Here is a 13,593-nt window from a genome sequence, read left to right as displayed (position 1 = left end):
CGGGGTCATCCCTCCGTCAAGGTCCGCTCGTCACCTGTAGGAATCGCGTCAAGAAGCCCGTCCCGGGGCCGCTCGGCGAGCTTCACTGAACAGGTCACCGGCGATGGAAGACGGTGCTCGTCAGGTCCGGGGGCGTCGTGATGGTCGTGTTCCGGCGTGGCCTGGTTCGCCGGTCGGTGGCCGGGCCCGCGACATCATCCGCGGTCGGTTTCTTCGCGGTCGTGGCGGGGATGGCGCCGACGGCCGCGGCGGTCTGGTGGTCGGGCGGGCAGGTGGCCGGGTTCGTCGTGCTGTGCCTCGTGGCAGGCGGCTACGGCTTCGCCGTCCGCAACGCCACCGGCGCGCTGGTCACCGCGGTGCTGGGCTGGATGTTGTTCAACGGTTTCGTCGTGCACTCCCACGGCGATCTCGGCTGGAACGGCTCCGGCGACGCCGTTCGACTGGCCGCGCTGACGGGTGCGGCGCTGCTCGGCGCGCTCCTCGGCAATGTCCTGGCTGCCCGCCATGAGCGGCCGGTGGTCGTGGTGACCATCCCGGCCCCCAGAGCCGAGCCGCCTGCGCGCGACCGGCAGCCGAAGGCGGAACTCGCGAAGTGCGCTTCCTCCCCCGAGGTCGCGGTCGCACCGGCCCGGGCGTCTCGGCCCGTGGCGTGAGCCGGGAACGGGTGCGCACACTGGTCGTGAGCACCCGAACGGCCGTAGCCGCGGAGGTGAGGGCGGATGCCACGCGGACGACTGCGCGTCTACCTCGGTGCCGCGCCCGGTGTCGGCAAGACCTACGCCATGCTCTGCGAGGGCCACCGCCGCCAGGATCGGGGCACCGACGTGGTCGTCGGCTTCGCCGAAACCTACGACCGCCCTCGCACTGCCGAACTCCTCGACGGCCTGGAGGTCCTCCCGCGCCGGACGCTCGGATACCGCGGCGCCGCGTTCACCGAGCTCGACGTGGACGCCGTCCTCGCCCGCCGTCCGCAGGTCGCGCTGATCGACGAGCTCGCCCACACCAATGTGCCGGGTTCCCGCCGCACCAAGCGGTGGCAGGACATCGAGGAGATCCTCGACGCGGGCATCGACGTCGTCTCCACGGTGAACATCCAGCACCTCGAATCGCTCAACGACGTCGTCGAGCACATCACCGGCATCCCGCAGCGCGAAACCGTGCCCGACGAGGTGGCGCGCCGCGCCGAGCAGGTCTAAGTCGTCGACATGACCGCCGAGGCCCTGCGCCGCCGGATGGCTCACGGCAACGTCTACCCGCCCGAGAAGATCGACGCGGCGCTGAGCAACTACTTCCGCGTCGGCAACCTCACGGCGCTGCGCGAACTCGCGCTGCTGTGGCTGGCGGACAAGGTCGACGAACAGCTCGACCGCTACCGCGCCGAGCACGACATCACCGGCACCTGGGAGGCCCGCGAACGCGTCGTCGTCGCGCTCACCGGCGGCGCCGAAGGCGACACGCTGATCCGCCGGGCCGCCCGAATCGCCGAACGCACCCGCGGCGCGGACCTCCTCGCGGTGCACGTCGTGCGCGGCGACGGGCTTTCCGACGCCAGTCCCGCGCACCTGGCGCGGCAGCGCGCCCTGATCGAGGACCTCGGCGGCACCTACCACCAGGTCGTCGGCGAGGACATCCCCGGCGCACTGCTGGACTTCGCGCGCGGCGTCAACGCCACCCAACTCGTGCTCGGCGCTTCCCGCCGGGGCCGGCTGGCGCAGCTGTTCTCCCGCGGCGTGGGCGTCACGACCACCGCCCGCTCCGACCCCATCGACGTGCACATGGTCACCCACGAGCACGTCGCCCACCGGCAGTGGCTGCCCACCTTCGCGCCGGGCGTCGGCCGGCGGCGCCGAATCGCCGGTTTCGCCTTGGCAGCGCTCGGAATTCCCCTGCTGACCGCGCTCCTGGAGCTCGCGCGCAACGACCTTTCGCTGCCCAGCGAGATCCTGCTGTTCCTCGTGCTGGTCGTCGGCATCGCGCTCGTCGGCGGGTTCTGGCCCGCGATCTCCACCGCGCTGGCCGCATTCCTGGTGCTGAACTACTTCTTCACCCCGCCGCTGTACGTGTGGACGATCGCCGATCCCGACAACCTCGTCGCGCTGATCGTCTTCGCGATCGTGGCGATCGCGGTCAGCGCGGTCGTCGACCTCGCGGCCCGCCGCGCCCGCGAGGCCGCCCGCGCGAGAGCCGAAGCCGCCGTCCTGTCCAACCTCGCCGGCAGCGTCCTGCGCGGCGAACACCCCCTGTCCGCGCTGCTGTCCCGGCTCCGCGAAACCTTCGGGCAGGACTCCGCGACCCTGTTGGAGCGGCGGCCCGAATCCGGCCGCACACCGGACGAACAGCACGATCCGCGGGCCTGGCACGTCGTGGACGCCGCCGGTGCGCCGCCGTGCCCCAGCCCGGACGCGGGCGACACGCACATCGCCGTCGGCGACGACCTCGCGCTGGCCCTGCGCGGCCCCACCCTCCCGGCCGCCGACCGCCGCGTGCTCGAAGCCTTCGCCACCCAGGCCGCCGTGGCACTCCACCAGCACCGGCTGGCCGAGCAGGCCGAGCAAGCCCGGCAGCTCACCGCGGCGAACCAGATGCGCACCGCGCTGCTCGCCGCAGTCAGCCACGACCTGCGCACCCCGCTGGCGTCGGCCACCGCCGCCGTCGAGAGCCTCCTCAGCGACGACGTCGCCTGGAGCGAGGAGGACGAGGCCGAACTCCTCGACACCGCCTACCAATCGCTGGTCCGGCTGGACCGGTTGGTCGCCAACCTGCTGGACATGAGCCGCCTGCAGGCGGGCACGCTCGGCACCGTCACCCGCGAGCTGGCCGTCGCCGATGCCGTGCCGCAGGCGCTCGACAGCCTGGACGCGGACGGCCGGGTGCGGATCAAGATTCCGGAAACGCTGCCCGACGTCCTCGCCGATCCCGGTCTGCTCGAACGAGTCCTGGCCAACCTCATCGGCAACGCCCTGCGCTACAACCCGCCAGGCCGGCCGGTTCTCGTGACCGCCAGCGCGCTCGCCGACCACGTCGAGGTCCGCATCATCGACCGCGGCCCGGGCGTCCGGCCCGAGGACCACGAGAAGATCTTCCTGCCGTTCCAACGACTCGGCGACCGCGACAAGAACACCGGCGTCGGGCTCGGGCTCGCCCTCGCCCGCGGCCTCACCGAAGCCATGCACGGCACGCTCACCCCGGACGAAACCCCGGGCGGCGGACTCACCATGGTCCTGACCCTGCCGATGGCCGGATCTCCCGCGATACCGGAACAATCCTCGGCCGAACGGCCCGCACCGCATCGCGGGAGCATCCGGTGACCCGGGCCCGGGACCGCGTCAGGACGCAGCGGATCCGGTTCGGTCGACCACGAGGGCGATCGGCGTTTCGCCGCAGCGCCTGAGCACCACGCCGTTCTCGGCGCGCGGGATCGCGCCTGCGTTCCACCACGCCGGCACGTCCAGTTCGCGGGCCAGCGCGCCCGTCGCCTGCCCGACGTTGTTGGAGACGATGAACCTTCCCTGGGAGTTGACCAGCGCGGCTCGGCCGCGGAGGTCGCGCAGGTGCGGGAACACCGCGCGCTCGAAGTCCTTCACGAACACGTCCGCGCCGACGACTCCGGCGAAGCCCTGCCGGACGTTCAGCGGCACGGTGAAGGTCAGCGCGTACTCGTCGCTGCACAGGTAATCGACGTAGGGGCCGGTGATGTGGCGCTGCGCGGTGTCGCGCGGGATGGTGAACCAGGGCTGCCGCGTGTAGTCCAGGAAGTGCTCGCTGGCCGGGTCCAGGCTGATGAGGAGCTGCGCGGGCTCCTCGCCCGGCGTCAGGGTCCACCACTGGAAGCCCAGTTCCTGGTCGACGAGCAGGTTCGGCGCGGCGATGAAACCCGCTCCGTTCACCAGCTCGCCGAGGGCGCCGACCACCTCCGGCCGCAGCCGGGCCAGGTCGCGGGCCCGTAACGAATCCTCGGCGAGCAGGGTTTCGGCACCGCTGCGGATCGTTGCCAAGCGCGCGAAGACGTCCTCCACCAGCGTCGAAACGTGGTCGATGACCTCGTCGCCGACCAGTGTGCGCGTGTCCTTCACGATGCGACCACCTCATGCACGTGCCGATTGCGTCGCCGGCTGCCGATGTTGGGGTTGGGTCAGCGTAGCGGCATGCCCCCGCCGGTGCGCCCATTGCGCCAGGCCGTTTCGCGGCGCATGTGCCGGGCGCCCGGAATGCACTACTGCCGGGTCAGCTCCAGGTGGACTTCGGCCGCTCGATCCACGGCCGCGAGGATGTGCTTCTCCGTGAGCGTTCTGGCCAGTGGGCCATCGGCGCGCGCTACCGCCTCCGCGATCGCGCGGTGCTCGGAGTGGGAGCGGTCGGCTCCCCCGCCGCACCCGGCCGACAGCCACAGCACGGCGCCGAGCTCGCCCTGCAGCTGGACCTCCTGCTGGGTCAGCCTGCTCGACTGGGCCGCGGCGGCGACTTCGAGGTGGAACTGCCGCTCCGCGCGTGCGGTGTCGTTCCCGCTGGTCCCGCGCACGTCGTCGGCGGCCTGTTCGAGCCGTTCGAGGTCTTCCGGCGAGCTGCGCTCGGCCGCGAGGCGGGCGGCCGCCCCGGCGATGGCCGCGTAGTGGTCGCCGAGGTCGCGCAGCTCGCCGAGGCTCACCTCGCGCAGCCGCTCGCGCCAGAACTCGCCGCCGTGGTCGCGCGGGGCCCGCACGAAGCTGCCGCCGCTGCGCCCGCGCCGGGTCTCCACCAGCCCCTGCTGCCGCAGGGCCATCAGCGCTTCGCGGATGGTGACCGTCGAGACCCCGAGCTGGCCGGCCAGCTCGGCTTCGCTCGGCAGCTGCTCCTCGTCGGCGAGCAGACCCAGCGTGATGGCGTCGACCAGCCGCCTGGTCACCGCCTCCACGCGGCCGGTCTGGTCCAGCGGCGCGAACATCGCTGATCGCGCGCGATGCGGCACCCGTTCGCCCATGCGCTTCCCCGGCTCCTCTCGGTCCTACGGGACCAATCTTGCCGGAAACTCTTGTTCTATTACATATGGTCTTATATGTTTGCGTCCCATCGAGACCCCCTGCCCCCCTGACTAGGAGCTATCCAGTGGAGCTCAAGCACTTCGTGGGCGGCGAGTACACCGAGTCCCGCGCGGACCGGGTGGCCGAGATCATCGATCCGGTCACCGGCCGGCCCTACTGCACCGCGCCCGTCGCCGACGCCCAGGACGTGGACCACGCGATGCGGACCGCGTCGGCGGCGTTCCGGAAGTGGCGCGACACCACCCCCGCCGAACGCCAGCTCGCGCTGACCCGCATCGCCGACGCGATCGAGGCCCGCGCCGACGAGATCGTACGCGTCGAATCCGCCGACACCGGCAAGCCGCTCGCGCTCACCCACGCCGAGGAAATCCCGATGGTGCTCGACCAGGTGCGCTTCTTCGCCGGCACGGCCCGGGTGCTGGAGGGCAAGGCCGCGGGCGAGTACCTGGCCGGGCACACCTCCTACGTGCGCCGCGAACCCGTCGGCGTGTGCGCGCAGGTGACGCCGTGGAACTACCCGCTGCTGATGGCGATCTGGAAGATCGCGCCCGCGCTGGCCGCCGGCAACACCGTGGTCCTCAAGCCCGCCGACACCACCCCGGCGTCGACGCTGCTGCTGGCCGAGATCTGCGCCGAATTCCTGCCGCCGGGCGTGTTCAACGTGCTCTGCGGCGACCGCGACACCGGTCGCGAGCTCGTGACGCACCCGGTCCCGGCGATGGCCTCGATCACCGGCTCGGTGCGCGCCGGCATCGAGGTCGCCGGGGCCGCGGCCACCGACCTCAAGCGCGTGCACCTGGAACTCGGCGGCAAGGCGCCGGTGCTGGTCTTCGCCGACGCCGACATCGCCGCCGCCGCGGAAGGCATCGCCGCCGCCGGGTTCTTCAACGCCGGGCAGGACTGCACCGCCGCGACCAGGGTGCTGGTGCACGAATCGGTGCACGACGAGTTCGTCGCCGCGCTGGTCGAGCAGGCCGGCGCGACCCGGACCGGCAAGCCCGACGACGACGATGCGGCCTACGGCCCGCTGAACAACGCCACCCAGCTGCAGCGCGTGTCCGGTTTCATCGAGCGGCTGCCCGACCACGCCGTCGTCCGCAGCGGCGGGAAGCGCGTCGGCGACCAGGGCTACTTCTTCGAACCGACCGTGATCTCCGGTGTGCGCCAGGACGACGAGATCGTGCAGAACGAGGTCTTCGGCCCGGTGATCACCGTGCAGCGCTTCGCCGACGAGGACGAAGCGCTGGCCAAGGCCAACGGCGTCGACTACGCCCTCGCCTCCTCGGTGTGGACCGCCGACCACGGGCGCGCCATGCGGGTGTCCCGCGAGCTGGACTTCGGCTGCGTGTGGATCAACACCCACATCCCGCTGGTGGCCGAGATGCCGCACGGCGGCTTCAAGAAATCGGGCTACGGCAAGGACCTCTCGCTGTACGGCCTGGAGGACTACACCCGCATCAAGCACGTCATGAGCGCTTTCTAGAGCAGAAAGGCTGTTTCCGAACTCGTTTTGCGGCAGTGCGGGTAGCGACCCCTGCGGGCGTTACGGCCGCCGCGTCACCCGGGTGGATGTCGGTCCCGCAATTTCAATGGAAATCGACGCGTCGATTTCCATTGAGGCTTTTCCAACCTCGTTCTGCGTGGCGGTGCGGGTAGCGGAACCTCAGAGGCTCCCTGGACTGTGGGTGCCCTGACTTATGTATGTCCGATACACGGCGTCAGGGCCGTCCTCGCCAGGAAGCCTCTGAGAACCCGCGGCGGTGCGAGTGTCGTAGGTGGGCTATGCGCCTGCGGCGCATGCGACAGCCCATCGACGTGCAGCTTTACGACCCGCGACTGCGGGCCCACCAGGATGAAAAAGGCTCATTTGAAATTGCGGAAGTTGTCCACACCCTCCGGTGTGTTGTGACCCGACACGCCGGAGGACCGCAACTTCCATTGAAATTGCAGCCGGTACGGCAAGAAAGGCAGACGATGTCGCCGAATTCAACTTCACCGCTGGTCGGCAGCCCGCCGGCCGCGGTGGCGAGCGGGGCGGAGCCCGCCGTGCGGCTGCGCGATCTGCGCAAGTCCTTCGGCCAGGTGCACGCCGTCGACGGGGTCGACCTCGACATCGCCGGCGGGGAGTTCTTCTCCATGCTCGGGCCGTCGGGATCGGGCAAGACGACGGTGCTGCGCATGATCGCCGGATTCCAGTTGCCCACCAGCGGCACCGTGGAACTCGACGGCCGGGACGTCAGCCGGGCGGCACCGTTCCAACGCGACGTCAACACGGTCTTCCAGGACTACGCCCTCTTCCCGCACATGACCGTGCTGGGCAACGTGGAGTACGGGCTGCGGGTCAAGCGGGTGCCGAAGGCTGAGCGCCGCGAGCGCGCCCTACAGGCGCTGCGCAGCGTGCGGCTGGGCGAGCACGGCAACCGCAAGCCCTCGCAGCTCTCCGGCGGCCAGCGCCAACGCGTCGCGCTGGCGCGAGCGCTGGTCAACCGGCCGAAGGTGCTGCTGCTGGACGAACCGCTGGGCGCGCTGGACCTCAAGCTCCGGCAGGAGATGCAGCTGGAGCTCAAGCAGATCCAGCGCGAGGTGGGCATCACGTTCATCTTCGTCACCCACGACCAGGACGAAGCGCTGACGATGAGCGACCGCATCGCGGTGTTCAACCAGGGCCGCATCGAGCAGATCGGCACCCCGGCGGAGGTCTACGAACGGCCCGCCAGCCCGTTCGTCGCCGGATTCGTCGGCACCTCGAACCTGCTCAGCGGTTCCAGCGCGGAAGCGGTCATCGGCAGGCCGGGCGTCTACAGCATCCGGCCCGAGAAGATCCGCATCGACGGCGACCTCGACCGCGACGCGGCGCTGGGCGAGACCAGCGCCGCCGGCACGGTGACCGACGCCGTCTACGCCGGGGCGTCGGTGCGCTACGAGGTGTCGCTGGACGCGGGCGCGCGGCTTTCCGTGGTGCGCCCCAACTCCGGCACCGCCGACCTCGACCACCGCGCGGGCAGCAAGGTCCGCCTCGTCTGGCACGACGAGCACAGCTTCCAGCTCACCGAAGCCGATCGCTGATCCCTCCGACGAACAGGAGAAATCCGATGCGCAACCGCAAGAAGATGAGCATGCTCGCGGGCGTGCTGGCCGCCACCACCGCGGTCGCCGCCTGCGGCACGGCCGGCTCCTCGAACCCCGCGCCCGGCGGCCACGGCTTCAAGCCGCCCGCGCTGCCCGCCCTCGGCGCGCTCGGCCAGCCCGAAGGGGAGCTCAACGTCCTCGCCTGGCCCGGCTACGCCGAGGACGGGTCCAACGACCCCGCGGTGGACTGGGTGACGCCGTTCGAGCAGGAAACCGGCTGCCAGGTCAACGTCAAGCCGTTCGGCACCTCCGATGAGGCCGTGAACCTGATGAAGACCGGCCAGTACGACGTGATCTCCGCATCGGGCGACGCCTCGCTGCGGCTGGTGGCGGCGGGCGACGTCGAACCGGTCAACACCGCGCTGGTCCCCAACTACAACGACGTGTTCCCGTTCCTGAAGGACAAGCCGTGGAACAGCGTCGACGGCACCTCCTACGGCGTGCCGCACGGCTGGGGCGCGAACCTGCTGACCTACCGCACGGACAAGGTCCAGCCCGCCCCTGATTCGTGGTCGGTGATGTTCGACCCGAACTCGCCGCAGAAGGGCAAGGTCATCGCCTACGACTCGCCGATCTACATCGCCGATGCCGCCCTCTACCTGATGAAGCACCGGCCCGAGCTGGGCATCACCAACCCCTACGCGCTCGACGACAAGCAGTTCCAGGCCTCCGTCGACCTGCTCAAGCAGCAGCGGCCGATGGTCAGCGAATACTGGTCGGACTACCTCAAGGAGAGCCAGGCCCTCAAGAACGGCGACGCCCACGTCGGAACCGCCTGGCAGGTCACGGTGAACCTGACCCAGTCCGAAGGTGCCCCGGTCGCCGCCACGCTGCCCGCCGAAGGTGCCACCGGCTGGTCGGACACCTGGATGGTCTCATCGAAGTCGAAGCACAAGACCTGCGCCTACAAGTGGCTGAACCACATCGTGAGCCCGCAGGCCAACGCCAAGGTCGCCGAGTACTTCGGGGAATCCCCGGCCAACCCGAAGGCGTGCGAGCTGACCGAGGACCGCAACCACTGCACGACCTACCACGCCGGGGACGCCGACTACGCCTCGAAGATCTGGTACTGGACGACGCCGATCGAGCAGTGCCTCGACGGGCGCACCGATGTGAAGTGCAAGGACTACGGCGAGTGGACTCGCGCCTGGACCGAGATCAAGGGCTGACGCGAACCGCGGCCGGTGGGTGCGAGGGGCGTCCACCGGCCGTTCACCCCCCGATGAGCGAGGATCGAGAGAGATGACAACCACGGCCTCCGCCGAGCGCGCTCCGCGCCGGTCGTCGAGCTTGCTGTACCGCAGACCGAGGCTTCGGCTGGGACTGCTGCTGTCCGCGCCGATGCTGTGGCTGGGGCTGGCCTACCTCGGTGCCCTGGCCGCCCTGTTCATCACCGCGTTCTGGAGCACCGACCCGTTCACCGGCCAGGTGGTGATCGAGTGGTCGCTGGACAACTTCGCGACGCTGCTCACCGACGAGGTCTACCGGACCGTCACGCTGCGCACGGTCGGAATCGCCCTGCTGGTCACCGTCGTGGACGCGGTGATCGCGTTCCCGATGGCCTACTACATGGCCAAGTTCGCCTCGCCCAGGGCGCAACGGCTGCTGGTCATCGCGATCATGACGCCGCTGTGGGCCAGCTACCTGGTCAAGGCCTACGCGTGGCGGGTCATGCTCTCCGGCAACGGCGTGGTGCACTGGCTGCTGAGCCCGCTGGGCCTGGACTCCCCCGGCTACGGGCTGCTCGCCACCGTCATCACGCTGTCCTACCTGTGGTTGCCGTACATGATCCTGCCGATCTACGCGGGCCTGGAACGCCTCCCGGACTCCCTTGTGGACGCTTCCAGCGATCTGGGCGCCAAGCCGTGGCGCAGCTTCCGGTCGGTGGTGCTGCCGCTGGTCTTCCCGGCGATCGTGGCGGGCTCGATCTTCACGTTCTCGTTGTCGCTGGGCGACTACATCGCGGTCAAGATCGTCGGCGGCACCAACCAGATGCTGGGCAACGTCGTCTACGACAACATCGGCGCCGCCAACAACCTGCCCTTCGCCGCGACGGTGGCCACCGTCCCCGTCGTGATCATGCTCTGCTACCTGGCGGCGGTCCGCCGGACCGGCGCCCTCGACAACCTCTGAACCCCACTCCACGACCGCGCTCCACGCCCCGCGCGGTACCCGGAACCCCGGGTTCCGACCGCGGTACCCGGAACCCCGGGTTCCGACCGCGTCCCCCGCAATTTCCATTGAAATCGAACCTTCGATTTCAATGGAAATTGCAGACCCGGGGCCCTCTCGAAGACCAGACCTAGGCCCACTCCCGAAACAGCCCCTCTAGGAGCCGCTGCGATGAGTGCTTCCCGAACGACCCGGCTGGTGCTGCTGGGCGCGCTCGTTCTCGGACTGGCGGTGATCTACTTCCCGCTGCTGGTCGTGCTGCTCAACTCGGTCAACGCCGACACCACGTTCGCCTGGCCGCCGTCGTCCTTCACCCTGGAGTGGTGGCACCGGGCGCTCGGCAACCAGGGCGCCCTCGACGCCCTGGCGACGAGCGCGCTGGTCGGCGTGGCCTCGACCGCGATCGCGCTGGTCCTCGGCACGATGGCCGCATTCGCCCTGCAGCGGTTCCGGTTCTTCGGCCGCGACCAGGTGTCGTTGCTGATCATCCTGCCGATCGCGCTGCCGGGGATCGTCACCGGCATCGCGCTCAACAACGCCTTCCGCACCATCCTGGGCATCGACCTCGGCCTGTTCACGGTCATCGTCGCGCACGCGACGTTCAGCATCGTGGTGGTGTTCAACAACGTCGTGGCCCGGCTGCGGCGGATGGGCGGCAACCTGGAGGAGGCGTCGATGGACCTCGGCGCGGGCGGCGCCACCACGTTCCGCCTGGTGACGTTCCCGATGCTGCGCTCCGCGCTGCTGGCGGGCGGACTGCTGGCGTTCGCGCTGTCCTTCGACGAGATCATCGTCACCACCTTCACGCTCGGCACCGGCATGGAAACGCTGCCGATCTGGATCCTCAACAACCTGTTCCGCCCCAACCAGGCCCCGATCGTCAACGTCGTGGCGGCCGTGCTGATCGTGTTCTCGACGGTCCCGGTGTACCTGGCGCAACGGCTCTCCGGCGACACCAACGCCGGCGGCCGCCTCTGAGCCGCGTCCGCCCCACCGAGTCCACCCCGGCAGAGTCATCCTTCCCCAGGCATGACGAGCGGTCCGCACGACTTGTGACATCGCACCCAGGCGTGCGGGACCGCGGGGAAGGCGCGCCCTTGTCGGGCATGCTCTACGCAACGGGGCCAGATCCGCGGCCGAGCGGATGCTGGTGGTGGACTCCGGGTGGTGCCAGGTGACCTTGCAGCAGCTTCGCTACTTCCTCGCCGTCGCGCGCGCCTTGCACTTCACCAAGGCGGCCGAGGCGGTCAAGGTCGCGCAGTCCTCGCTGAGCAACCAGATCCGGGCCCTGGAGGCAGAACTGGGCGCGGAGCTGTTCATCCGCGCCCGCGGCGAGGTGCTCCTCACGCCCGCCGGGGAGGCGCTGCTGCCGATCGCGACCCGGATGCTGGCCGACGCGGACGTCGCCAAGCGCGAAGTGGCCGACGTGGTCGGCGTGCACGGCGGGCTGGTCCGCCTCGGCGCGCCCCCGAGCCTGTGCGTGACGGTCCTCGCCGACGCCCTGCGCGCCTTCCACGGCGAGCACCCGGGCGTGCGGCTTTCCGTGCGGGAGAACGGATCGCGCGACCTGGCGAGCGCGCTCCTCCACGGTCAGCTGGACCTCGCCCTCGTCGTCCTGCCGACCGGCGGCGTCAGCGACGAGCCCTCGCTGTCGATCACCCCGCTGCTGACCGAGGAGCTCGTCGTCGCAACGGCCGCCACCGGCACCAAGCGGCCGAGCGCGCCGATCCCGATCGAGGCGCTGCGCGACCGGCAGATGGTGCTGTTCCGCGAGGGCTACGACCTGCGGGAGACGACCCTGCGCGCGTGCGCGGAGGCCGGCTTCACCCCGAAGCTGGCCGTCGAGGGCGGCGAGATGGATGCCGTGCTGTGCTTCGTCGAGGCCGGGCTGGGCGCGGCGATCGTGCCGAGGATGGTGCTTTCCGGGCGCCCCGGCCTGCGCGGCACCCGGCTCGCGCGCCCGGGCCTGCGCCGGACGATCGGCCTCGCGCGCAGGACCGACACGGCGCCGACGAACGCGGTGCGCGCGTTCGAAACCGCGCTGCTGGACTTCCTGCGCAGCACGGCCACCACCGGCGACCTGCCCAGCGGAGTCGAGTTCATCGGCGGAACACCGGGCTGACCGACCAGCACGGCCGCCGCGCCGTGCAGAGCGCAAGCCAGAGCGGTGCGGGCAGATCCGACCGCCTGCCGATCCCGTGGGCCAGTGTCATGACCGCCCCTCTCCCATACCGCCCCGGAGAACCGACGATGGCGGCGGGCCCGATGTGACATCCGGACCAGCCGGTGCCGAGACCTGGGACACACCTGCGGCGCCGCGAGACCTCTCACGAGCCGCGATCGCCTCGGGCTATCGAGCCCAGCGTCTCACCATATTGGACAGTGCCGGAGCGCCGTGCCTAGCTTGCTTCCGTGACTCTCCAAGACGAACGAGTCGAACCCGCGCTCCCGGCCCGGGATCGAAGGCCCGCGGCCGGGCGCGGGCGCCGCCGGACGTCGATCGGCAGGTTGTGGTCGTCGACGGCAGGCAAGAAGATCGCCATGGCGGCGTCAGGTGCCCTCCTGCTGCTGTACGTGGTGGCGCACATGCTGTCCAACCTCAAGATCTTCATCTCCCCGGCCAGCATCGACGCGTACGCGGTGTGGCTCCGCAGGCTGTTCGACGGCCTGCTGGGGTACGAGGGCTTCGTGTGGGTCGTGCGGGTCGTGCTGCTGGCCGCCGTGCTGCTGCACGCGACCGCCGCCTACCAGCTGGCGCGCCGGGCGAGGGCGGCCCGCCCGGTCGGCTACCGGCGCCGCCCGAAGGTGCAGGCGGGGTACGCGGTGCGCACCATGCGGTGGGGCGGCGTGATCCTCGCCTTCTTCGTCGTCTACCACCTGCTCGACCTCACGACCGGCCACGTCAACCCGCACGGCGTGCACGGCGAGGTCTACCGGAACGTGGTGGCCAGCTTCCAGCGCTGGTACATCGCGCTGTTCTACGCGCTGGCGGTCTGCTCCCTCGGCCTGCACATCCGGCACGGGTTGTGGAGCGCTCTGCAGAGCCTCGGGGCGATGACCGCCGCGCGGCAACGAGCCGCGAAGCTGACCGCGCTCGTGGTCGCGATCGCCATCACCGCCGGGTTCCTCTCCGTGCCGTTCGCCGTGGTGACCGGGATTGTCAACTTGACCCGACCCTAAGAGTTCCTAACAGAGGGTTTTGGTGTGTCGGTAGCAGATGATGCATGTGGCCAGGCCGAGGAACGCTTCGTGGATGTCGTCGCGGCGTTCCCAG

The 13,593-nt window shown here is 70.3% G+C and carries 11 protein-coding genes and 1 pseudogene; 10 read left to right on the top strand and 2 right to left on the bottom strand.

Features of this window, described 5'->3' with window-relative positions; all coding sequences use genetic code 11:
- The first annotated feature begins 113 nt into the window (after positions 1–113).
- The 3 genes and pseudogenes from AC07FN_RS23745 to AC07FN_RS23735 all read left to right on the top strand — a co-directional run bounded on the left by AC07FN_RS23745 (position 114) and on the right by AC07FN_RS23735 (position 3,308).
- The gene (locus tag AC07FN_RS23745; RefSeq protein ID WP_478397586.1) at positions 114–653 is read left to right on the top strand and encodes a hypothetical protein; all 540 of its coding nucleotides are present in this window, start codon (positions 114–116) and stop codon (positions 651–653) included.
- A gap of 66 nt (positions 654–719) precedes the next feature.
- Positions 720–1,709: pseudogene (locus AC07FN_RS23740) on the top strand (universal stress protein); the annotation flags it as partial.
- A gap of 66 nt (positions 1,710–1,775) precedes the next feature.
- Positions 1,776–3,308 carry a sensor histidine kinase gene (locus AC07FN_RS23735; protein WP_478397666.1) on the top strand — a complete coding sequence of 511 codons (1,533 nt, stop codon included), beginning with the start codon at positions 1,776–1,778 and terminating at the stop codon, positions 3,306–3,308.
- A gap of 18 nt (positions 3,309–3,326) precedes the next feature.
- Here AC07FN_RS23735 and AC07FN_RS23730 read toward each other — a convergent pair whose 3' ends face one another.
- Both AC07FN_RS23730 and AC07FN_RS23725 read right to left on the bottom strand, forming a co-directional pair.
- Positions 3,327–4,073, bottom strand: a complete 747-nt coding sequence (locus AC07FN_RS23730) for a cache domain-containing protein (RefSeq protein WP_452619486.1) — start codon at positions 4,071–4,073, stop codon at positions 3,327–3,329.
- Between the two features lie 140 nt (positions 4,074–4,213).
- Positions 4,214–4,957 carry a FadR/GntR family transcriptional regulator gene (locus AC07FN_RS23725; RefSeq protein WP_478397585.1) on the bottom strand — a complete coding sequence of 248 codons (744 nt, stop codon included), beginning with the start codon at positions 4,955–4,957 and terminating at the stop codon, positions 4,214–4,216.
- Between the two features lie 125 nt (positions 4,958–5,082).
- Here AC07FN_RS23725 and AC07FN_RS23720 point away from each other — a divergent pair, with 125 nt between their 5' ends.
- From AC07FN_RS23720 to AC07FN_RS23690, 7 genes are all read left to right on the top strand, one after another.
- On the top strand, positions 5,083–6,501 hold the full coding sequence (locus AC07FN_RS23720; RefSeq protein WP_478397584.1) for a gamma-aminobutyraldehyde dehydrogenase: 1,419 nt from the start codon (positions 5,083–5,085) through the stop codon (positions 6,499–6,501).
- 491 nt (positions 6,502–6,992) lie between these two features.
- Entirely contained in the window at positions 6,993–8,084 is a 1,092-nt protein-coding gene (locus tag AC07FN_RS23715) for an ABC transporter ATP-binding protein (RefSeq protein ID WP_478397583.1), read from the top strand.
- Between the two features lie 26 nt (positions 8,085–8,110).
- Positions 8,111–9,316: an ABC transporter substrate-binding protein gene (locus AC07FN_RS23710; RefSeq protein ID WP_478397582.1), complete on the top strand. Its 1,206-nt coding sequence runs from the start codon at positions 8,111–8,113 to the stop codon at positions 9,314–9,316.
- 73 nt (positions 9,317–9,389) lie between these two features.
- The gene (locus AC07FN_RS23705; RefSeq protein ID WP_452618422.1) at positions 9,390–10,280 is read left to right on the top strand and encodes an ABC transporter permease; all 891 of its coding nucleotides are present in this window, start codon (positions 9,390–9,392) and stop codon (positions 10,278–10,280) included.
- Positions 10,281–10,490: 210 nt separating this feature from the next.
- Complete coding sequence (locus AC07FN_RS23700) at positions 10,491–11,297, top strand: ABC transporter permease (RefSeq protein ID WP_358571505.1); 807 nt, start codon at positions 10,491–10,493, stop codon at positions 11,295–11,297.
- Positions 11,298–11,493: 196 nt separating this feature from the next.
- A complete protein-coding gene (locus AC07FN_RS23695) occupies positions 11,494–12,441 on the top strand; it encodes a LysR family transcriptional regulator (protein ID WP_478397581.1) in 948 nt (315 codons plus the stop codon).
- Positions 12,442–12,731: 290 nt separating this feature from the next.
- Entirely contained in the window at positions 12,732–13,499 is a 768-nt protein-coding gene (locus tag AC07FN_RS23690; RefSeq protein ID WP_478397580.1) for a succinate dehydrogenase cytochrome b subunit, read from the top strand.
- Positions 13,500–13,593: the final 94 nt, after the last annotated feature.

The sequence above is a fragment of the Saccharopolyspora sp. NPDC045941 genome, assembly GCF_056431445.1.
The sequence above is the reverse complement of the archived record's forward strand: the minus strand, read 5'-3'. Positions and strand labels throughout refer to the sequence as shown.

What these genes read in the sequence shown, in the direction of transcription:
- AC07FN_RS23735 (WP_478397666.1), top strand. Translation starts at nt 1,776, where the DNA reads ATGGTCACCCACGAGCACGTCGCCCACCGGCAGTGGCTGCCCACCTTC.
- AC07FN_RS23725 (WP_478397585.1), bottom strand. Translation starts at nt 4,957, where the DNA reads ATGGGCGAACGGGTGCCGCATCGCGCGCGATCAGCGATGTTCGCGCCG.
- AC07FN_RS23715 (WP_478397583.1), top strand. Translation starts at nt 6,993, where the DNA reads ATGTCGCCGAATTCAACTTCACCGCTGGTCGGCAGCCCGCCGGCCGCG.
- AC07FN_RS23710 (WP_478397582.1), top strand. Translation starts at nt 8,111, where the DNA reads ATGCGCAACCGCAAGAAGATGAGCATGCTCGCGGGCGTGCTGGCCGCC.
- AC07FN_RS23705 (WP_452618422.1), top strand. Translation starts at nt 9,390, where the DNA reads ATGACAACCACGGCCTCCGCCGAGCGCGCTCCGCGCCGGTCGTCGAGC.
- AC07FN_RS23700 (WP_358571505.1), top strand. Translation starts at nt 10,491, where the DNA reads ATGAGTGCTTCCCGAACGACCCGGCTGGTGCTGCTGGGCGCGCTCGTT.